The sequence below is a fragment of the Streptomyces sp. SID13726 genome (assembly GCF_010548375.1).
Taxonomy (GTDB): Bacteria; Actinomycetota; Actinomycetes; order Streptomycetales; family Streptomycetaceae; genus Streptomyces.
In genome coordinates, this window is record NZ_JAAGLY010000009.1 from 60,349 (window position 1) to 79,942 (window position 19,594).

Here is a 19,594-nt window from a genome sequence, read left to right on the forward strand (position 1 = left end):
TACGGCTCACAGTATGGACAGCCTTGACAGAGCCGGGAAACGCACCCGTACTCTCAGGAGGCGGCCCTGCTGAGGGGCTCGGCCGCATCCGTGTGAAGGCAACCGTCCGAGTTCGAACGACTCGATGCCACGGAGCCTTCCCATGTCCTCCGACACCCTCGCCAAAGCCCCCGCCGCACCGGACATACCGGAAGACGCGGACTCCCTGCACATCGTCCCGCAGCGCCGTCTCGGCCAGTGGACGGCCGCCGTCGCCGTCCTCGTGCTGCTGGGCCTCGCCCTCGACTCCGTACTGCGCAACCGAGCGTTCCAGTGGGACGTCGTCGCGGACTACTTCACCTCGGACGCGGTGCTGCGCGGACTGTGGCTCACGCTCTGGCTGACCGCGGTGGTCATGGCGCTCGGCTTCGTGCTGGGCGCCCTGCTCGCGGCCGCCCGGCTCTCCGCCAACCCCGTCCTCAGAAGCGTCAGTTGGGGATACGTCTGGCTGTTCCGGTCGATCCCGATCCTGGTGCAGCTGCTGCTCTGGTTCAACATCGGGGCGCTGTACCCGCAGATCCTCGGCGTACGGACGGTCGACCTGCTCGGCCCCGTCACCGTCGCGATCATCGGCCTCACCCTGCACGAGGCCGCGTACGCCGCCGAGGTGGTGCGCGGCGGGATCCTCTCCGTCGACCGCGGCCAGATCGAGGCCGCCCAGGCGCTCGGACTGAGCCGGTGGCGGCGCTGGTGGCGGATCGTGCTGCCGCAGGCCATGCGCTCCATCGTGCCGCCGGCCGGGAACATGCTGATCGGCACCCTCAAGGGCACCTCCATCGTCAGCGTGATCGCCGTGCAGGACCTGCTCTACTCCGTGCAACTCGTCTACCACCGCACCTACCAGGTCATCCCACTGCTGATGGTCGCCACCGTCTGGTACACCGTGGTCACCTCGGTGCTGAGCGTCGGCCAGTACTACGTGGAGAAGCACTACGCCCGCGGCTCGGAGCGCACCCGATGAGGCACTCCCTGGTCATCGTCGGAGCCGGGCCGCGGGGGACCGGCCTGATCGAGCGGATCGCCGCCAACGCCCCCGAGCTGTACGACGGTTCGGGCCTGGACGTGCATCTGGTGGACCCGCATCCACCGGGCGCCGGGCGCGTCTGGCGGGCGGACCAGTCGCCGCTGCTGCTGATGAACTCGCACGCCGAGGACGTCACCATGTTCACCGACGAGACCGTCGACATGGCCGGACCCGTGAACCCCGGCCCCACCCTGCACGAGTGGGCCGGCATCGACGGCCGCACCTTTGCCGACCGGCAGCTCCAGGGCGCCTACCTGCGCTGGGTGCACGAACAGGCGGTGGCCGCGCTGCCCGAGAGCGTCACCGTCCACCACCACCCACGCCGGGCCCTGCGGGTGAACGGGCCGCGCGAGGGCCGCCAGCAGGTCTGGCTGGAGGGCCGCCCGCGCCCGCTCCTCGCCGACCTGGTCGTCCTCAACCTGGGCCATCTGGACGCCGAACTCGACGACGAACAGCGCGACTTGGCGGCCTACGCGCGCACCCACGGCCTGGTCCATCTCCCGCCCGACTTCACCGCCGACAGCGACCTGTCCGCCCTCGCGCCCGGCGAACCGGTGCTGGTGCGCGGCTTCGGGCTCGCCTTCGTCGACCTGATGGTGCTGCTCACCGAGGGGCGGGGCGGACGGTACGACGGGGACACCTACCTCCCCTCGGGCCGGGAGCCGGTGCTGTACGTCGGATCGCGGCGCGGAATGCCGTACCACTCGAAGATCGGCTACGACTGGACCGGTGAGCGGCCCCCGCTGCCCCGCTTCCTGGGGCCGGCCCAGATCGACGAACTGCTGGCCCGTGCGGAGGGGTTCGACTTCCGGCGGGATGTCTGGCCGCTGGTGGAGAAGGAGCTCGGATTCGCCCACTACCACCGGCTGTTCACCGTGCACTCGGAGCGGACCGCGATGTCCTGGGCCGACTTCGAGGAGAAGTACGCGGTGGCGGACCCGGACGAGCGCGGGGTGCTGGTCGCCTCCGCCGTGCCCGACCCCGGTGACCGGCTCGACCTCGCCGCGCTCGACCGGCCGCTGGAGGGCGTGCGGTTCGGGTCGCACGAGGAGTTCCAGGACGGGCTGCGGGCGTACGTCGAGGTCGATCTGACACGCCATCATGATCCGTCGCACAGCCCGGACCTGGCGGTCTTCCTCGGACTGCTCTCCGTCTACGGGCAGTTGGTGCGGCTCGGGGACATCGGCGGGTGGTGGCACGGGTTCTTCAGCTACCTCGCCTCCGGGCCGCCCGGACCCCGGCTGCGGCAGCTGCTTGCGCTGTCCCGGGCCGGGGTGCTCAGGTTCGTCGGGGCGGACATGGAAGTCCGGGCCGCGGACGGGGTGTTCACGGCGTCGAGTCCGACCGTGCCGGGGTTCTCGGTCCAGGCGCGGGCGCTGGTCGAGGCGCGGCTGCCCGAGCCTACGGTCCGGCGGGCGCTCGATCCGCTGCTGCGCGAGCTGTACGCCGAGGGGGTCGCCGAGAGTCCGGACGGGCTGCTCCGGGTGGACCGGGCCGACGGGCGGGTCCTGGACCGGTCCGGGCGGCCGCACCCGCGGCGGTTCGCGCTCGGGCCGCACACCGATGGCCGTACCCCCGGCGCCTTCACCCGGCCGCGCACCGGCGGTCCCGCGTTCCGCCAGAACGACGCGACCGCGCGGGCCGCGCTGGTGTTCCTCGCCGGACTCGTCGGCCGTGCGGCCGCCTAAGACATATGGGAAACAGGGGAGTTCAGCGATGAGCGTCATGGTCGACATCAGGTCCGTGCACAAGAGCTTCGGCGGCCTGGAGGTGCTCAAGGGGATCGACCTCGCGGTGCGCGCCGGCGAGGTCACCGTCATCCTCGGCCCGTCCGGCTCCGGCAAGTCGACGCTGCTGCGGACCGTCAACCACCTGGAGAAGGTGGACAAGGGCGTGGTCAGCGTGGACGGGGTGCTGATCGGCTACCGGCGCTCCGGGGACAGGCTGTACGAGCTGCCCGAGCGAGAGGTGCTGAGACAGCGGACGCGGATCGGGTTCGTCTTCCAGAACTTCAACCTGTTCCCGCATCTGACCGTGCTGGACAACGTCGTCGAGGCGCCGGTGTCCGCGCTGAAGCGGCCGCGCAAGGAGGCCGTCGAGGCGGCGCGGCGGCTCCTGGACCGGGTGGGGCTCGCCGACAAGGCCGGCGCCTATCCCCGGCAGCTCTCCGGCGGGCAGCAGCAACGGGTCGCCATCGCGCGGGCGTTGGCGCTTGAACCCCGGCTGCTGCTGTTCGACGAACCGACCTCCGCGCTCGACCCCGAACTGGTCGGTGAGGTCCTCGACGTCATCAGGGACCTGGCCCACCAGGGCACCACGATGATCGTCGTCACCCATGAGATCGGCTTCGCGCGCGAGGTCGCCGACACCGTCGTGTTCATGGACGACGGCCGGATCGTCGAACAGGGCCCGCCCGCCGACGTACTGGACGATCCGCGGCACGAACGCACGCGGTCCTTTCTCTCGAAGGTGCTGTGATGCTGCATCTCGCCGCCGCTGTCGACCAGTTGTCCGCCTACGACGCCGCCTCCTACGTCGGCCTGGCCCGGCTCGCCGAGCGCGGCGGCCTCGACTTCGTGACCCTGGACGACTCCTTCGCCCGGCCAGGACCCGACGCGCTCGCCGTGCTGTCCCGGGTCGCGCCCGCCACCAGCAGGATCGGCCTGGTGCCCACCGTCACGACCACCCACACCGAGCCCTTCCACGTCCAGGCCGCCGTCGCCACCCTCGACTGGGTCAGCCGGGGCCGGGCCGGCTGGCGGCTCGACGTGTCGACCACCGAGGGCGAGGCCCGTCTCTTCGGGCGCCGGCACGCGGCACCGGCCGACGCCCTGTGGCAGGAGGCCGGTGAAGTCGCCGACGTGGCCGCGAGGTTGTGGGACAGCTGGGAGGACGACGCCGAGATCCGGGACGTGCCGACCGGCCGCTTCATCGACCGGGACAAGCTCCATCACGTCGACTTCCGGGGCACGTCCTTCTCCGTCAAGGGCCCCTCGATCGTGCCGCGTCCGCCCCAGGGGCACCCGGTGCGCGTGGTCGACGCCACCGACGGACAGGCCAGGCGGACCGCCGCCCGGTACGCCGACGTGGCCCTGGTGCGGGCCGTGAGCGCGGGCCAGACCGCCGCCGTACGGGATCAACTGAGGGCGGAGGCCGCCGGGTTCGGGCGGGACCCGGACGAACTGCGGGTGCTCGCGAGCCTGCTCGTCGACCTCGGTGACGGCGAGCACGCCGCCGAGCCGGGCCACGGCGGAGGCGGACCCCGGCAGACCGCGCAGGGGCCGGTGTACCGGGGCGGCCCCGTCGACCTCGCGGAACTGATCGCCACCTGGCACGGCGAGGGCGTCGTCGACGGCTTCCACCTCACGCCCGCCGAACCGCTCCGCGACCTGGAGCGGCTCGTCAACGGCACGGTGGCGCTGCTCCAGCACCGCGGACTGTTCCGCACCTTCTATCCGGGCAGTTCGCTCAGGGAGCACCTGGGCCTGGCCAGGCCCGCCAACCAGTACGCCCGGACCGGGGGAGTGTCATGAGCCGCAAGCAGATGCATCTGGCGGCCCACTTCCCGGGCGTCAACAACACCACCGTGTGGGCCGACCCCAAGTCGCGGTCCCAGATCGAGTTCTCGTCCTTCGAGCACCTGGCCCGCACCGCCGAGCGCGGACTCTTCGACTTCTTCTTCCTCGCCGAGGGGCTGCGGCTGCGCGAACACAAGGGCCGTATCCACGACTTGGACGTGGTCGGGCGGCCCGAGTCGATCACCGTGCTGAACGCGCTCGCCGCGGTCACCGAGCGGCTCGGGCTCGCGGCCACGGTCAACGCGACCTTCAACGAGCCGTACGAACTCGCCCGCAGGTTCGCCACGTTGGACCACCTCAGCGGCGGCCGGGCCGCCTGGAACGTGGTGACCTCCTCCGACGCCTTCACCGGGGAGAACTTCCGGCGCGGCGGCTTCCTGGACCGGGCCGACCGCTACACCCGTGCCGCCGAATTCCTGGAGACGGCCCGGGAGTTGTGGGACTCCTGGACACCGGACGGGATCTCGCGGCCGTTCGCGCACCGGGGGCGGCACTTCGACATCGCGGGTGAGTTCACCGTGCCGCGCTCACCGCAGGGGCACCCGGTCGTCATCCAGGCCGGGGACTCGGACGAGGGGAGGGAGTTCGCCGCCTCCACCGCCGACGTGATCTTCACCCGGCAGAGCTCGCTGGAGGACGGCCGCGCCTTCTACGCCGATGTGAAGCGGCGACTCGCCAAGTACGGCCGCGCCCATGGGGACTTGAAGATCATGCCCGGGGTGGGGGTCGTCCTCGGCGACACCGCCGCCGAGGCCCGGGAGAGGGCCGCCGAGATCCGCCGGCAGCAGACCTCCCCGCAGACCGCGCTGCTCACGCTGGAGCAGATCTGGGGAGTCGACCTGTCCTCCTACGACCCCGACGGACCCCTCCCCGACATCGATCCGGTCGTCGACCCCGCGCTCACCCAGGGCCGGACCCGGCGCCGTGACACGGTCGCCGTCGCCGAGAAGTGGCGGGCCCTGTCGAAGGAAAAGGGCCTGTCGATCCGGCAGACCGTGATCGAGGCGGGCGGGCGGCAGTTCTTCACCGGCACCCCGGAGGCGGTCGCCACCGAACTCGACGAGTTCGTGCGGCGCGAGGCCGCCGACGGCTTCATCCTCGTACCCCATCTCACCCCGGGCGGGCTCGACGAGTTCGTGGACCGGGTGGTCCCGCTGCTCCAGGAACGCGGCGCGTTCCGCACCGAGTACCGCGGCACCACCCTCCGTTCCCACCTGGGGCTCCCCGACCCCGTACAGAAAGGCTGACCCATGACCACGGACGCGACCGACGCGTGGAAGCAGTGGCACGAGCACCGGGTCGAGTCGGTGTCGGCGCCCTACGGGCCGCTCGCGCTGACCGGCACGCACTGGCCCGTGGACCACCCCGACGGGCGGCTTCCCGGACTCCCCGGCAGCTGGAGCCCGGCGGACGACGGTGTCGTACTCACCGCCGAGGAGGCGGACGGACTGACCGTCGACGGGCGGCCGTTCGGCGGCGAGGTCCGGCTGGCCGCCGACCCCGGGACGCCGGAGACGTCCCGAGTGGCCCTCGGGGAACGCCGGTTGGTGGTGCTGGTGCGCGAAGGCGTGTGGGGAGTACGGGACTTCGACCCCGGCTCCCCGGCCCGGCGGACCTTCGGCGGCATCAAGGCCACGCCCTACGACCCGCGCTGGTCGGTGCCGGGGCGCTTCACGCCGTACGACACACAGCGGACCGTCCGGGTGCCGACCGCGGACGGGGTCGAGCGCGGGCTCGGACTCGGCGGGGAGGTCGAGTTCGCGCTCGACGGGCGGGAGCTGACGCTGAAGGTCGCGGTCCAGGGCGACGGTTCGCTGTGGGCGGTTTTCGGCGACACGACGAGCGGCGACAGCAGTTACCGGTTCCGCTTCCTGTACCCGGCCGCGCCGGACGCCGAGGGCCGTACGACGGTCGACTTCAACCGCGCGCTGCTGCCGCCCTGCGCCTTCGCCGACCATTACATCTGCCCTTTCCCACCGCCCGGGAACACCCTCGGCGTCGCGGTCGCGGCGGGGGAGCGGGACGTGATCTGAAGGGCTGAGGTTCCCTCCCGAACGCAAAGGTGTTCCAAAGGCTGACGGCCGAAAGGCGCCCTTGCGCCTACCGGCCGTTCGGCCGAATACTCCCCCACAGCGCTTGTCAGGGGCACGGCGTGTTCGAAATCCGGACCCTGCCCGCCCCCGACTGCGCCTCACGGGCCCCGACCCCACGCGGGCCCCCGAATTCCCCTGGGAGGGAACGAAAAGTGAGGATCAAGCGCACCACACCCCGCAGCGGCATCACGAGACGCACCCGCCTCATCGCCGGTACCACCGGTCTCGTGGCCGCGGCCGCCATCGCGGTCCCCAGCGCAAACGCGACCGCCGCGACCCCGTTCAGCACCACCGAGCTCAAGAGCGCCAGCAACTCGGTGCTCAAGGCCGACATCCCCGGCACCGCCTGGGCCGTCGACAGCAAGACCAACCGTGTCGTCGTCACCGTCGACAGCACGGTCTCGCAGGCCGAGATCGCCAAGATCAAGGAGCAGGCGGGCAGCAACTCCGACGCGCTCACGATCAAGCGGACCCCGGGCAAGTTCAACAAGCTGATCTCCGGCGGCGACGCCATCTATGCGAGTAGCTGGCGCTGCTCCCTGGGCTTCAACGTCCGCAGCGGCAGCACGTACTACTTCCTGACCGCCGGTCACTGCACCGACGGCGCGGGCACCTGGTGGTCGAACTCCGGGCACACCACGACGCTCGGTTCGACGGCCGGGTCCAGCTTCCCGACCAACGACTACGGCATCGTCCGGTACTCCTCGAGCTACCCGGTCTCGTCGATCTCCGGCACCGTCGGCAGCGTCGACATCACCAGCGCCGCCACCCCGAGCGTGGGCACCACGGTCAACCGCCGCGGCTCCACCACCGGTATCCACAGCGGCCGGGTCACCGCGCTCAACGCGACCGTCAACTACGGTGGCGGCGATGTCGTCTACGGCATGATCCAGACCACCGTCTGCGCCGAGCCCGGCGACTCCGGCGGTCCGCTGTACGGCAGCAACGGTGTCGCCTACGGTCTGACCTCCGGCGGCAGCGGCAACTGCTCCTCCGGCGGTACGACCTTCTTCCAGCCGGTCACCGAGGCCCTGAGCGCCTATGGCGTGAGCGTCTTCTAGACCCCGCACCCCCTGTGCCGCAGCCGGCGCCCGGTGAGCCCCCGTACGCATCCGACGTACGGGGGCTCGTCGCCGGTCAGGGCGTGGCCCGCCCCGGGGCGGAGCACAGCCAGTCCAGTACGGCGGGCAGGGCCTCGATGGCTCCGAAGTGCCCGGCGTCCGGCTGGAGCACGGGCCGGACCCGCGGGATGCGGTCGGCGAGCCACTTGAAGTGGCCCACCGGGGAGATGGTGTCCAGGGCGCCGTGCCACAGCAGGACCGGCCGGGTGGCGGTGGCCGGGTCGAAGCCCCAGTCGCTCAGCAGGGCGAGCTCGTCGTCGAGCCAGCCGTACGCCGAACCGCCCAGCGCTTCGCGGTAGTTGCGCAGCAGCGTCGCGCCGACGACCGGGTCCGAGACGATCCGCCGGTCGGACGCGGTGAGCCCGTCGCGGAGGGAGACGAGCAGCTGCGCCGGGTCCCGGCGGATGTCGGCGGCGCGGGCGGCCAGGCGCTCGGCGAAGGCCAGCGGGTCGGTGAGGGCCCGGGTGTACTCCTGGACGTGGGACTCGGCCATGCCGTCGAACCAGCTCAGCTCCCGGGTGTCGGGCGGCGCGGGCGACGCGAGCGCCGCGGTCCGCCGGACCCGGGAGGGCAGCAGCGCGGCGCAGGCCAGGGCGTGCGGGGCACCGCCCGAGCGGCCGAGCACCGAGAAGCGGTCCAGCCCGAGCGCGTCGGCGACATCGGACACGTCGGCCGCCGCGTCGGCCACCCGGCGTCCCGGGCGGCGGTCCGAGTCGCCGTAGCCGGGACGGTCGTAGGCGATGAACCGGATGTCCCGCCGCGCGGCCAGGACCTCCTCGGGGACCCCGCCGAAGCGGCACCCCGGGGTGGTGTGCAGCAGGAACACCGGGGTGCCGTCCGGGTCGCCGTGCTCCTCGACCGTCAGCCGCCGGCCGTCCCGTGTGCGTATGCCATCGACCACCTGTGTCCTCCGTCTCCCCTTCGTGTACATCCCGGAGTTACCGTCGAAGTACACACCTTGAGCGCCTGGTTCGGACCCTGGGGGTCGCGATGGTCGAGGAGCTGGTGGCGGCGGGCGTGACGCTCGTGTCCGCCGGAGCGGTGTACGCGATGGCGGCAGCGCGGGTCGTCAAACAGTACGAACGGGGCGTGGTCTTCCGCCTCGGCAAGCTCCGGTCGGATGTGCGCGGACCGGGGTTCACCATGATCGTTCCGGGCATCGACAAGCTCCGGAAGGTCAACATGCAGATCGTGACCATGCCGGTGCCCGCGCAGGAGGGGATCACCCGGGACAACGTCACCGTGCGGGTGGACGCCGTCGTCTACTTCAGGGTGACCGGGCCGGCCGAGGCGGTCGTGCGGGTGGAGGACTACCGGTTCGCGGTCTCGCAGATGGCGCAGACCTCGCTGCGGTCCATCATCGGCAAGAGCGAGCTGGACGATCTGCTCTCCGACCGCGAAAAGCTCAACCAGGGGCTGGAGTTGATGATCGACAGCCCGGCGGTGGAGTGGGGGGTCACCATCGACCGCGTCGAGATCAAGGACGTCTCGCTGCCCGAGACCATGAAGCGGTCCATGGCCCGGCAGGCCGAGGCGGACCGGGAGCGGCGGGCGCGGGTCATCAACGCGGACGCGGAGCTCCAGGCGTCGAAGAAGCTCGCCGAGGCGGCCAAGGAGATGTCGGAGCAGCCCGCGGCGCTGCAACTGCGGTTGCTCCAGACGGTGGTGGCGGTGGCGGCGGAGAAGAACTCGACGCTGGTGTTGCCGTTTCCGGTGGAGTTGTTGCGGTTTCTGGAGAAGGCGCAGCAGGGGGTTGGGGCGGGGGTGGGGGCGGGGGCGGTTCAGCAGGCTGTTCAGCAGCCGGTGCCGCCACCTGTTCAGCAGCCGGTGCCGCAATCTGTTGAGCGGCCGGTGCAGCAGCCGGTGCAGCAGGCTGTTCAGCAACCGGTGCGGGAGCAACGGGCGTCTCTTGAGTCCCTGCCGGATCAGGGTTCCGGAGGGGCGAATTCAGGACAGGAGTAGACCTCACGGGTTGGTGAAGGGTTACTCGCTCGTAGTGTTTGCAGTGTGAATTTGCCTGGTGTGACTGTGCACGGTCAATCCAGAGGGGGAGTGCAACCGCGTTCTACGCGCGTCCTGAAGTCAACCTTGTGCGCCCCCTGTGGGGTTCGGAAGAGTGGGCCTCCGTCAACCAGCCTTCCGGTCCGTGAGGTCCCCACAATCTCCGGGCCGCCCCCCCACAGGAGGACGCGAGTTGAAGCATCGACGCATACCCAGGCGGCGGATCGTCGTGACAGGTGCGGGTGTTGCCGCGCTGGTCGCCGCGGGAGTCACCTTGCAGACTGCGAACGCCAGCGAGTCGCCGGCCTCGCCCGAGGTCAAGACCCTCTCGGCCCTCGCGGCCGGAAAGCTCGCCTCGACGCTCGGGGCGGATCTCGGCGCGGACGCGGCCGGGACGTTCTACGACGCGAAGACCAAGAGCCTTGTGGTGAACGTGCTCGACGAGGACGCGGCGCGGACCGTGTCGGCGGCCGGGGCCACGGCGAGAGTCGTCTCGCACTCGCTCGGTGAGCTGAAGAGCGCGCGGACGACGCTCACGGGTTCCGCGACGATTCCGGGGACTTCGTGGGTGACCGACCCGACCACCAACAAGGTGGTCGTCACCGCGGACCGTACGGTGTCGTCGGCCGAGTGGGCCAAGCTCGCGAAGGTGGTCGACGGGTTGGGGTCCGTGGCGGAACTCCAGCGGTCCCAGGGGGAGTTCAAGCCCTTCATCGCCGGGGGCGACGCGATTTCCGGGTCCGGGGGGCGGTGTTCGCTGGGGTTCAACGTGGTGAAGGGCGGGGAGCCGTACTTCCTCACGGCGGGGCACTGCACGGAGGCGATCTCCAGTTGGGCGGACTCCAGCGGGAAGGTGATCGGGACCAACTCCGTGTCGAGCTTCCCGGACAACGACTTCGGGCTCGTGAAGTACACGGCGGATGTCGAACATCCGAGTGAGGTGGATCTGTATGACGGGTCCGCCCAGGCGATCACGGGGGCGGCTTCGGCGACTGTCGGGCAGGCCGTGACGCGTAGTGGGTCCACGACTCAGGTGCACTCCGGGAAGGTCACCGGGCTGGATGCGACGGTGAACTATGGGAACGGGGATGTCGTGAACGGGTTGATCCAGACGGATGTGTGTGCGGAGCCGGGGGACAGTGGGGGGTCGTTGTTCTCCGGGAGCAGTGCGATTGGGTTGACGTCGGGGGGGAGTGGGGACTGTGCCTCGGGTGGGGAGACGTTCTTTCAGCCGGTGACTGAGGCGTTGTCGGCGACGGGGGCGTCGATCGGCTGATGGGTTTTTGGCCCCGTCCTCCTTTTGGGGGGACGGGGCTTTTGGTTGTGGGTTGTCGGTCGTGTGTCGGGTGCGGGTTCGGTGGGGGCGGGCGTTTTGCGCAGTTCCCCGCGCCCCTGAGATGCCTGCGGCGGCCCGTTGCGGTCCGGTGGGGGCTTGTGTAGCGCGTTGCGTTCGGTGGTGGGGTCGGGGCCGGGGTGGGGGGTATCCGTCCTCGGTCCGGCGGCTCGGTCCCTTGTAGAGGTGCTCGGTTATGGACGCCGGCCGCTGCGGGCGGACACCCCCCACCCCGTCCCCTTCGCACCGTCGGCGACTGACGGCCCGTCGTGGCGCGCGTTGGGCGCCGCGGTCGAGGGGGGTCGGGTATCGGCGCAGGGTGCCTGTAGCTCGTCAGGGGCGCGGGGAACTGCGCGACCAGCCACGACGCACCCGCACCCGCCAAACAACAGAACCCGGCACCCCCATAGGCGCCCGGCTCAAGCCCAGCGCAGCTGCCCGCGGGGAACTGCGCGACAAGCCACGACGAATCCGCACCCGCCAGACAACCGAACCCGGCACCCTCCTAGGCGCGCCCGGCGCTAAGTGGTCCGTTGGTGTGCTCGGAGGAACGTTCGTACTCCCTCTGTGAGGAGGGGCTGGATGCGGGGGTCCTCCGTGGCGTTGGCGGAGCCGTGGCGGTTGAGGGCTACGCCGAAGGTCAGGGCGATGAACTGGTCCGCGGCCAGGCGGGGGTCGGGGACGGTGAGGAGGCCGGCCTCGGCGAAGGCGGCGAGGCGTTCTGCGAGGGCTTCGTCCGGGGTGTCGGCCATGGAGTTCTCGCTCTGGTGGCCGGGGCGGGCCCGGACCAGGCGTTGCAGGGTGGCGTACTCCGCCGAGCCGAGCATGTCGGTCGCGATGCGCAGGGCGAACGTGGTGAGGACGTTCTCCAGGTCGGCGGTCTCGATGGGGTCGGTGAGGGTGTCGTCGAGGATGCGCCGGACCGTGGTGACCAGGGAGTGGCCCACGTCGTCCACGACCGCTTGCAGGAGGGTCTGTTTGTCGCCGAAGTAGTCGTAGACCGTCCGCTTGGAGACGCCGGCGCGGGCGGCGACCGCGTCGACGCTGGAGCGGTCGAAGCCGTCGGCGAGGAAGAGTTCGCGGGCCGCGGTGAGGATCGCGGCCCGCTTTGGTGTGGCTCCCTCGCGCAGGGGCTTCGTGGTCGGCATGGCCGTATCCTAACCTGAGTGCACTACACCGTGTAGTGTAGTTCGTGGGAGGGATGTTCATGACCGCAACGCTTGCTCCACCGGTCCGTGTCGGAAAGGCCGCTGTCGGGGCCCTCGGTCTGCTGGCCGCCTTCACCGGCGCCCTGGAGTCGGTGGTGACGCCGACGCTTCCGCTGTTGCAGCGGGAGTTATCGATGAGCCCCGCTCAAGGGGCTCTGCTCAGCATCACGATGCTCATCACCGGCGCTCTCGTGACGCCGGTCGCGGGCAACCTCGGTGACCGCCACGGCGGGAAACGCGTCATGGTCCGGCTGATGGCGGTGGTCTCGGCCGGTGGCCTGGTGTCCTCACTGGCGCCCAACCTGCCGGTGCTGCTGCTCGGCCAGGTGCTGGAGGGCGCCATGGTCGGGGCGATGCCGCTGTCGTTCATCCTGGTGCGCAAGCACCTCTCCGCGGGCGAGTCCCAGGTGGCCATCGGGGTGGTCAGCGGGTTGTTCGTGGGCGGTGGGATGCTGGGCACGCTGATGGCCGGGCCCATCGCCGAAGGGCTGTCCCGGCACTGGATGTTCGCCCTACCGACCCTCGCGATCGTCGGGGCGACCCTGCTCGTGCACCGGCTGCTGCCGGACGATCCGCCGGGGCGGCCGGACGCCAGGATCGACTGGCCAGGGCTGGTGCTCCTGAGTGGTGTTCTGCTGACGCTCATGTTCGGGCTGGCGGCGGCGCCCGAACTCGGCGGCCGGCCATTGCTGTTGGGCGCCTTCGTGGTGGTGCTGGCACTTCTCGTGGGTGGCTGGGTCCTCGTCGAGCGGCGGTCGGCCTCGCCGATGGTCGATCTCGGGGTGGTGGCCGAGCCCGCCGTGTGGAGTTCGTACGTCATCACGTTCGCCGTGTGTGCGGGCACCGCGGTGTCGATGTTCCTCGTTCCGCAGCTGTTCGCGGTGTCCGGTGACGGGTACGGCTTCGGGGCCGGGTCCACCGACATCGGGCGGTATCTGTTGCCCGGTGCCGTCGCGGGGGCGGTCAGCGGGCCGTTGGGCGGTGCGGCGGTTCGGCTCAAGTGCCGTGGTCGCGGCCGGGATCGGGATCATGACGGTCACCTTGACGGGCCTGGCGTTCGTGCACAGCGAGGTCTGGCATCTCGTCGTCGGCAAGGCGCTGGTCGCCCTGGCCAGTGGGGTCTGCGTCACGGCGATGGTCGTCAGGACCGCCACCTCCGTCGGGCACGGCGACACCGGCACCGCGACCAGCCTGGTTCTGGTCACCCGGGTGATCGGGTTCGCCGCGGGCGCCCAGGTCAGCGGGGCCTTTCTCGCCGCCGGGACCCGTCCCGGTGCGGAGGATCCGGACGAGTCCGCCTTCGTCACCGGCTTCGTCATCGCCGGCGCCGTCACCGCGCTGTCCCTGTTCGCCGTTCGCTTCCTGCGCAAAGGAGTCAAGCGATGACCCTCAACGGCCGGTCGAAGCGCCGCGAGGTCCTGATATCGGGGGCTAGCATCGCGGGTCCCGCTCTCGCCTTCTGGCTGAACCGTCACGGGTATGCGGTCACGGTGGTGGAGAAGGCCCACGCCCCGCGCAGCGGTGGCTACCCCATCGATGTGCGCGGTACCGCGCTGGAGGTCGTCCGGCGCATGGGCATCCTGCCCCGGCTGCGCGACGCCCGCGTCGACCTGCGCCGGTTCACCTTCCTCGACGGGGACGGCGGCACGGTGGCCTCGGTCGAGCCGCGCGGTGCGGAGGGGCCGGATGTGGAGGGGCGGGATGTGGAGGTGCCGCGCGGGGAGTTGACCGACGCCCTGTACTCGGTGGTCCGCGACGACGTGGAGTTCCTGTTCGACGACTCCGTCGACACCCTCGACCGGTCCGGTCACGGGGTCGACGTCACCTTCCGCGGAGGTGGCAGCCGTACGTTCGACATGGTGTTCGGCGCGGACGGTCTGCACTCCCGCACCAGGGAGCTGGTGTTCGGGCCCGAGGAGCGGTTCCACCGCTATCTCGGGTACTGCTTCGCCGGGTTCACCATGCGCAACACCCTCGGGCTCTCCCGTGAGATCGCGATGTGGAACGTCCCGGGCAGGGCGGCGGCTCTCTACGCCGTGGGGGACGGCGACGAGGTGCACGCCTTCCTGAACTTCGCCCGCCCGGAACCGTCGTTCGGCGCGTTCCGCGATCCGGAGGCCCAACGCGACCTGGTCGCCGGGGTGTTCGCCGGAGCGGGCTGGGAGGTGCCGGGCATGATCGCCGCGATGTACGAGGCCGACGACCTGTTCGTCGACGTGGTCAGCCAGATCAGGATGCCCCGCTGGTCCGACGACAGGGTCGCGCTGGTGGGCGACGCGGCGTACGCGCCCTCGTTCCTCACGGGGCAGGGCTCCAGCCTCGCGCTCGTCGGCGCGTACATGCTCGCCTGTTCCCTGGCCGGCCGGGACGCCGCCGAGGGCTTCGCCGCCTACGAGCGCGACACCCGCGGGTTCGTGACCGCGAACCAGGACCAGATCGGGGAGGGCGGCGCCACGCTCTTCCCCACCACCGCCGAGGCGCTGGAGCGGCGCAACGACATGCTGCGGAGTCTCGGCACCATGCCCGTGGGGGAGGGGCGGCCGGTCCACTCGGCTCTGACCCTGCCCGGGTTCGTGACTGTGGGGTGAGCGGCGGCCGGAGGGGGATCGCGTTGCGTAGGGGCCGGACGTCCGGGTGTTTTCGCAGGTGAGGGGCGTTTCGATGGTAGTCGTACAAGCGTTCGAGAATGGGGGTATGGTGGGGGTGCGGGAGTAGGGAACTGATGTTCGAGTGGGAGGTGTGGATGCCCGGCTTCACCCATCTGCACACCGTCTCCGGGTTCTCCCTGCGCTACGGCGCCTCCCACCCGGAGCACCTCGCCGAGCGCGCCGCCGAGCGGGGCATGGACGCCCTCGCCCTCACCGACCGGGACACCCTCGCGGGCACGGTCCGGTTCGCCAAGGCCTGCGCGAAGGCCGGGGTCCGGCCGCTGTTCGGGGTGGGCCTGGCGGTGGAGGAGGGCGACTCCGTACGACGAGGGCGGCGCCGTGCTCCGGTGCGCGGGGGTGCCTTTGTCGACGAGTCGGCCCCCCGGGTCACCTTCCTCGCCCGGGACGGCGCCCACGGCTGGGCCGACCTGTGCCGGATCGTCACGGCGGCGCACTCCGGCAAGGGCGCGGAGGGCGTGCCCCTGCTGTCCTGGAGCGAGAACCGGGGGGACGGGCTGACCGTGCTGCTCGGACCCGCCTCGGACGTCGGCCGCGCCCTCGCCGCCGGCCGGCCGGACCGGGCCGCCCGGCTGCTCGGCCCCTGGCGGGAGACCTACGGCGACGCCCTGCGCCTCGAAGCCGTCTGGCACGGGCGCAAGGGCACCGGACCCGGCTCGCTGCGACTGGCCGCCCGTACCGTCGGGTTCGCCGCCGAGCAGCGGATCCGGCCCGTGCTCAGCAACGCCGTCCGGTACGCCGATCCCGGCCTCGGTCCGGTCGCCGACGTGCTGGACTCCGCGCGCCGGCTCGTGCCCGTCGGCGCCCTCGGGGAACTGGACTCCGGCGAGGGCTGGCTCAAGGACGCGGGCGCCATGCTGGCCGCCGCCGAGCGGATCGTCGAGGCCGCGGGCTTCCGGCGGGACACCGCGCACCGGCTCCTCGAACAGACACGGATGACGGCCGCCGAGTGCCTGCTCGACCCCGAGGACGACCTCGGCATCGGCACCGTCCACTTTCCCGAGCCGCGTCTGGTCGGCGCGGGACGGCGTACCGCCCAGCGGGCACTGGCCTCCCGGGCGGCGGCCGGGATGGTGCTGAAGGGGTACGCGGAACGACGCGCCTACTGGGAGCGGATGCACCGGGAACTGGACATCATCGCCCACCACGGCTTCGCCTCCTACTTCCTGACGGTCGCTCAAGTCGTGGACGACGTACGGGACATGGGAATCCGGGTCGCGGCCCGTGGCTCCGGCGCGGGGTCGCTCGTCAACCATCTGCTCGGTATCGCCCACGCCGATCCGGTCGAACACGGGCTGCTGATGGAGCGGTTCCTGTCCACCCGGCGGCTGGTCCTGCCCGACATCGACATCGACGTGGAGTCCGCGCGCCGGCTGGAGGTCTACCGGGCGATCATCGGGCGGTTCGGCACCGAGCGGGTCGCCACCGTCGCGATGCCGGAGACGTACCGGGTGCGGCACGCGGTCCGGGACGTCGGCGCGGCCCTTTCCATGGACCCCGCCGACATCGACCGCATCGCCAAGTCCTTCCCGCACATCCGGGCCAGGGACGCCCGCGCGGCACTGGAGGAACTGCCCGAACTCAAGGAGCTGGCAGGGGAGAAGGAGCGGTACGGTCGGCTGTGGGAGCTGGTCGAGGCGCTCGACGCCCTGCCCCGCGGAGTCGCCATGCACCCGTGCGGGGTGCTGCTCTCCGACGCCTCCCTGCTCCGTCGTACGCCGGTCGTGCCGACCAGCGGCGAGGGGCTGCCCATGTCGCAGTTCGACAAGGAGGACGTGGAGGAGCTCGGGCTGCTCAAGCTCGATGTGCTCGGGGTGCGGATGCAGTCGGCGATGGCGCACGCGGTCGCGGAGGTCGAGCGGGCCACGGGGGCCGTGGTCGACCTGGACGGACTGCCGCCGGGTGACCCGGCGACGTATCGGCTCATCAGATCCGCCGAGACGCTGGGGTGCTTCCAGATCGAGTCGCCGGGGCAGCGGGACCTGGTGGGGCGGTTGCAGCCGGCCACTTTCCACGACCTCGTCGTCGACATCTCGCTCTTCCGGCCCGGGCCGGTCGCCGCCGACATGGTGCGGCCGTTCATCGAGGCGCGGCACGGGCGGGCGCCGATCAGGTATCCGCACCGGGATCTGGAGCGGCCGCTGAAGGAGACGTACGGGGTCGTCGTCTTCCACGAGCAGATCATCGACATCGTCGACATCATGACCGGCTGCGGGCGGAGCGAGGCCGACCGGGTGCGGCGCGGGCTGTCCGACCCGGAGTCGCAGGGGCGGATCCGGTTCTGGTTCGCCCAGCACGCGGCGGCGAAGGGGTATGACGCGGAAACGATTCAGCGGACCTGGGAGATCGTCGAGGCCTTCGGGTCCTACGGCTTCTGCAAGGCCCACGCGGTCGCCTTCGCCGTACCGACGTACCAGTCGGCGTGGCTCAAGGCGCACCACCCGGCCGCCTTCTACGCCGGGTTGCTCACGCACGACCCCGGGATGTACCCGAAGCGGCTGCTGCTGGCGGACGCGCGGCGGCGGGGCGTGCCGATCCTGCCGCTGGACGTGAACCGGTCCGCGGTCGCTCATCGGATCGAACTGGTGTCTGAATCTCCGGCGGTGTGGGGACTGCGGCTGGCCCTCTCCGACGTGCACGGTGTCAGCGAGGCCGAGGCGGCGCGGATCGCGGAGGGGCAGCCCTACGCCTCGCTGCTGGACTTCTGGGAGCGGGGCAGGCCGAGCCGGCCGCTGGCCCAAAGGCTCGCCCAGGTAGGGGCGTTGGACTCCTTCGGCGCCAACCGGCGGGATCTGCAACTGCATCTGACCGAGCTGCACCGCGGCGGGCGGGGCGCGGGCGGTGGCCAACTCCCGCTGGCCGGCGGGCGGGAGACCGCGCCGGCCGGGCTGCCGGACCTCTCCTCGGTGGAGCGGCTCAGCGCCGAGCTGGGGGTGCTGTCGATGGACGTCTCGCGCAATCTGATGGACGACCACCGGGAATTCCTGCGGGAGTTGGGCGTGGTCGGCGCGCGGCGGCTGCGGGAGGCGCGGCACGGGGAGGCGGTGCTGGTCGCGGGGGCCAAGGCGGCCACCCAGACCCCGCCGATCCGGTCCGGCAAGCGGGTCATCTTCACCACCCTGGACGACGGCACCGGCCTGGTCGACCTGGCCTTCTTCGACGACTCGCACGACGCCTGCGCGCACACCGTCTTCCACTCCTGGCTGCTGCTGGTGCGCGGGGTGGTGCAGCGGCGCGGCCCGCGCAGCCTCAGCGTGGTGGGCTCGGCCGCCTGGAACCTCGCCGAACTGGTCGAACTGCGGGACCGGGACGGCCTCGACGCGGTGGCGGCGCGGCTGGCGGAACCGGCGCCGGAGCGGGCCGGTGACGCGCCCGGTGATCCGACCGGCGGCCGGCGAATCCAAATGCCGACGGGATACGAAATGCATCCGTGGGCCGATCTGCGACCGGCGGGTCAAGAGCCTTCACAGGTACGGAAGTTGTGGCACCAGAGTCCGGGGAGTGCGGGATGACCATCCTCTGCGTACGTTTCCAGCAGCCGCCGACGCGGGAGGCGGCCCTGCCCGAACTGCTCGGCCTCCTGGAGGAGTTCACGCCGGTCGTCGAGGCGCTGCCGCCGGACGGGGCGCTGGCCGATCTGCGGGGCGCCGAACGGTACTTCAAGCGGGACGCCGTCGAGCTGGCCTCGGTGATCCGGGTCCGCGCCCTCGCCCTGCACGGGGTGGACTGCGCGATCGGCGCCGGGCCCGGACCGATGCTGGCCCGGATGGCGCTGAGGGACGCCCGGCCCGGGGTGACCTGCACGGTTCCCGAGGACGCGGCGGCCGACTTCCTCGCCGACCGGCCCGTCGCCACGCTCCCCGGCGTCGGCGCCGCGACCGCCCGCACCCTGTGCGAGTACGGCCTCGACACCCTGGGCCGGGTCGCCGCCGCACCCCTGTCCACGCTCCAGCGCCTGATCGGTGCGAAGGGCGGCCGTGAGCTGCGCGAGAAGGCCAGCGGGGTCGACCGCGGCCGGGTCGTCCCGAACGGCGTCTCGCGCTCGCTCGCCACCGAACGCCCCTTCACCCGCGACGAGTTGGACCCGGTCCTGCACCGCCGCGCGCTGCTCTCCGCGGCCGAGGAACTGGGCGCCCGGCTGCGCGCCCTCGACAAGGTCTGCCGCACCCTGACCCTCACCGTCCGCTACGCCGACCGCTCCGCGACCACCCGCAGTCGCACCCTCGGCGAACCCACCGCCCACTCGGCGGCCCTGACCAGGGCGGCCTACGGCATGTACGAGGCGCTGGGCCTCCAGCGGGCCCGGGTCCGCGCGCTGGTCCTGCGCGCCGAGGGCCTCGACTCCGCCGAACAGGCCTCCTGCCAGCTCGCCTTCGACCCGACCGACGAGAAGCTGCGCCGCATCGAGGAGGTCGCGGACCGCGCCCGCGCGAAGTTCGGACCGCTCGCGGTGCTGCCGGGGGCGCTGGCGGCGTAGGGCCTCCGGCGGATCAGACCGGCTGCACGGAACGGTGCTGATCAGTGTGGGTGA

14 protein-coding genes and 1 pseudogene are annotated in these 19,594 nt (G+C 71.6%); 13 read left to right on the top strand and 2 right to left on the bottom strand.

Features of this window, described 5'->3' with window-relative positions:
- Window positions 1-142 precede the first annotated feature (142 nt).
- The 7 genes from G3I78_RS24230 to G3I78_RS24260 all read left to right on the top strand — a co-directional run bounded on the left by G3I78_RS24230 (window position 143) and on the right by G3I78_RS24260 (window position 7,795).
- Window positions 143-1,000, top strand: coding sequence for an amino acid ABC transporter permease (locus G3I78_RS24230; RefSeq protein ID WP_164428034.1), 858 nt, complete (start codon window positions 143-145; stop codon window positions 998-1,000).
- Complete coding sequence (locus G3I78_RS24235; RefSeq protein ID WP_164428036.1) at window positions 997-2,751, top strand: FAD/NAD(P)-binding protein; 1,755 nt, start codon at window positions 997-999, stop codon at window positions 2,749-2,751. Before G3I78_RS24230 ends, G3I78_RS24235 begins: the two co-directional genes overlap by 4 nt.
- 28 nt (window positions 2,752-2,779) lie before the next feature.
- Complete coding sequence (locus tag G3I78_RS24240) at window positions 2,780-3,541, top strand: amino acid ABC transporter ATP-binding protein (RefSeq protein WP_164428038.1); 762 nt, start codon at window positions 2,780-2,782, stop codon at window positions 3,539-3,541.
- Window positions 3,541-4,596: an LLM class flavin-dependent oxidoreductase gene (locus tag G3I78_RS24245; protein ID WP_164428039.1), complete on the top strand. Its 1,056-nt coding sequence runs from the start codon at window positions 3,541-3,543 to the stop codon at window positions 4,594-4,596. The genes G3I78_RS24240 and G3I78_RS24245 overlap by 1 nt, the downstream gene beginning before the upstream one ends.
- An 11-nt stretch (window positions 4,597-4,607) precedes the next feature.
- Entirely contained in the window at window positions 4,608-5,888 is a 1,281-nt protein-coding gene (locus G3I78_RS24250) for an NtaA/DmoA family FMN-dependent monooxygenase (protein WP_164428482.1), read from the top strand.
- A gap of 3 nt (window positions 5,889-5,891) precedes the next feature.
- On the top strand, window positions 5,892-6,674 hold the full coding sequence (locus G3I78_RS24255) for a DUF1684 domain-containing protein (protein ID WP_164428042.1): 783 nt from the start codon (window positions 5,892-5,894) through the stop codon (window positions 6,672-6,674).
- Window positions 6,675-6,886: 212 nt separating this feature from the next.
- On the top strand, window positions 6,887-7,795 hold the full coding sequence (locus G3I78_RS24260) for a S1 family peptidase (RefSeq protein WP_164428044.1): 909 nt from the start codon (window positions 6,887-6,889) through the stop codon (window positions 7,793-7,795).
- Between the two features lie 76 nt (window positions 7,796-7,871).
- On the opposite strand, the gene G3I78_RS24265 is transcribed toward G3I78_RS24260, so the two are convergent.
- A complete protein-coding gene (locus G3I78_RS24265) occupies window positions 7,872-8,756 on the bottom strand; it encodes an alpha/beta hydrolase (RefSeq protein WP_343243837.1) in 885 nt (294 codons plus the stop codon).
- Window positions 8,757-8,845: 89 nt separating this feature from the next.
- Here G3I78_RS24265 and G3I78_RS24270 point away from each other — a divergent pair, with 89 nt between their 5' ends.
- Together G3I78_RS24270 and G3I78_RS24275 are read left to right on the top strand one after the other, a co-directional pair.
- On the top strand, window positions 8,846-9,817 hold the full coding sequence (locus tag G3I78_RS24270) for a slipin family protein (protein ID WP_164428048.1): 972 nt from the start codon (window positions 8,846-8,848) through the stop codon (window positions 9,815-9,817).
- Window positions 9,818-10,049: 232 nt separating this feature from the next.
- Complete coding sequence (locus tag G3I78_RS24275) at window positions 10,050-11,132, top strand: S1 family peptidase (RefSeq protein WP_164428050.1); 1,083 nt, start codon at window positions 10,050-10,052, stop codon at window positions 11,130-11,132.
- A gap of 578 nt (window positions 11,133-11,710) precedes the next feature.
- On the opposite strand, the gene G3I78_RS24280 is transcribed toward G3I78_RS24275, so the two are convergent.
- Window positions 11,711-12,337 (bottom strand): TetR/AcrR family transcriptional regulator, encoded by a 627-nt coding sequence (locus tag G3I78_RS24280; RefSeq protein WP_164428052.1) that lies wholly within the window; start codon window positions 12,335-12,337, stop codon window positions 11,711-11,713.
- A 59-nt stretch (window positions 12,338-12,396) separates the two neighbouring features.
- Here G3I78_RS24280 and G3I78_RS24285 point away from each other — a divergent pair.
- The 4 genes and pseudogenes from G3I78_RS24285 to G3I78_RS24300 all read left to right on the top strand — a co-directional run bounded on the left by G3I78_RS24285 (window position 12,397) and on the right by G3I78_RS24300 (window position 19,540).
- Window positions 12,397-13,783 (top strand): annotated as a pseudogene (locus tag G3I78_RS24285) (MFS transporter).
- Entirely contained in the window at window positions 13,780-14,985 is a 1,206-nt protein-coding gene (locus G3I78_RS24290; RefSeq protein ID WP_164428054.1) for an FAD-dependent monooxygenase, read from the top strand. The pseudogene G3I78_RS24285 and the gene G3I78_RS24290 overlap by 4 nt, the downstream one beginning before the upstream one ends.
- Window positions 14,986-15,140: 155 nt before the next feature.
- Window positions 15,141-18,575 carry a DNA polymerase III subunit alpha gene (gene dnaE, locus G3I78_RS24295; protein ID WP_164428484.1) on the top strand — a complete coding sequence of 1,145 codons (3,435 nt, stop codon included), beginning with the start codon at window positions 15,141-15,143 and terminating at the stop codon, window positions 18,573-18,575.
- Window positions 18,572-19,540 (top strand): hypothetical protein, encoded by a 969-nt coding sequence (locus G3I78_RS24300; RefSeq protein ID WP_164428055.1) that lies wholly within the window; start codon window positions 18,572-18,574, stop codon window positions 19,538-19,540. The genes dnaE and G3I78_RS24300 overlap by 4 nt, the downstream gene beginning before the upstream one ends.
- Window positions 19,541-19,594 lie beyond the last annotated feature (54 nt).

What these genes read in the sequence shown, in the direction of transcription:
- G3I78_RS24300 (WP_164428055.1), top strand. Translation starts at nt 18,572, where the DNA reads ATGACCATCCTCTGCGTACGTTTCCAGCAGCCGCCGACGCGGGAGGCG.
- G3I78_RS24290 (WP_164428054.1), top strand. Translation starts at nt 13,780, where the DNA reads ATGACCCTCAACGGCCGGTCGAAGCGCCGCGAGGTCCTGATATCGGGG.
- G3I78_RS24255 (WP_164428042.1), top strand. Translation starts at nt 5,892, where the DNA reads ATGACCACGGACGCGACCGACGCGTGGAAGCAGTGGCACGAGCACCGG.
- dnaE (WP_164428484.1), top strand. Translation starts at nt 15,141, where the DNA reads ATGCCCGGCTTCACCCATCTGCACACCGTCTCCGGGTTCTCCCTGCGC.
- G3I78_RS24270 (WP_164428048.1), top strand. Translation starts at nt 8,846, where the DNA reads ATGGTCGAGGAGCTGGTGGCGGCGGGCGTGACGCTCGTGTCCGCCGGA.
- G3I78_RS24280 (WP_164428052.1), bottom strand. Translation starts at nt 12,337, where the DNA reads ATGCCGACCACGAAGCCCCTGCGCGAGGGAGCCACACCAAAGCGGGCC.
- G3I78_RS24240 (WP_164428038.1), top strand. Translation starts at nt 2,780, where the DNA reads ATGAGCGTCATGGTCGACATCAGGTCCGTGCACAAGAGCTTCGGCGGC.
- G3I78_RS24235 (WP_164428036.1), top strand. Translation starts at nt 997, where the DNA reads ATGAGGCACTCCCTGGTCATCGTCGGAGCCGGGCCGCGGGGGACCGGC.
- G3I78_RS24245 (WP_164428039.1), top strand. Translation starts at nt 3,541, where the DNA reads ATGCTGCATCTCGCCGCCGCTGTCGACCAGTTGTCCGCCTACGACGCC.
- G3I78_RS24250 (WP_164428482.1), top strand. Translation starts at nt 4,608, where the DNA reads ATGCATCTGGCGGCCCACTTCCCGGGCGTCAACAACACCACCGTGTGG.
- G3I78_RS24230 (WP_164428034.1), top strand. Translation starts at nt 143, where the DNA reads ATGTCCTCCGACACCCTCGCCAAAGCCCCCGCCGCACCGGACATACCG.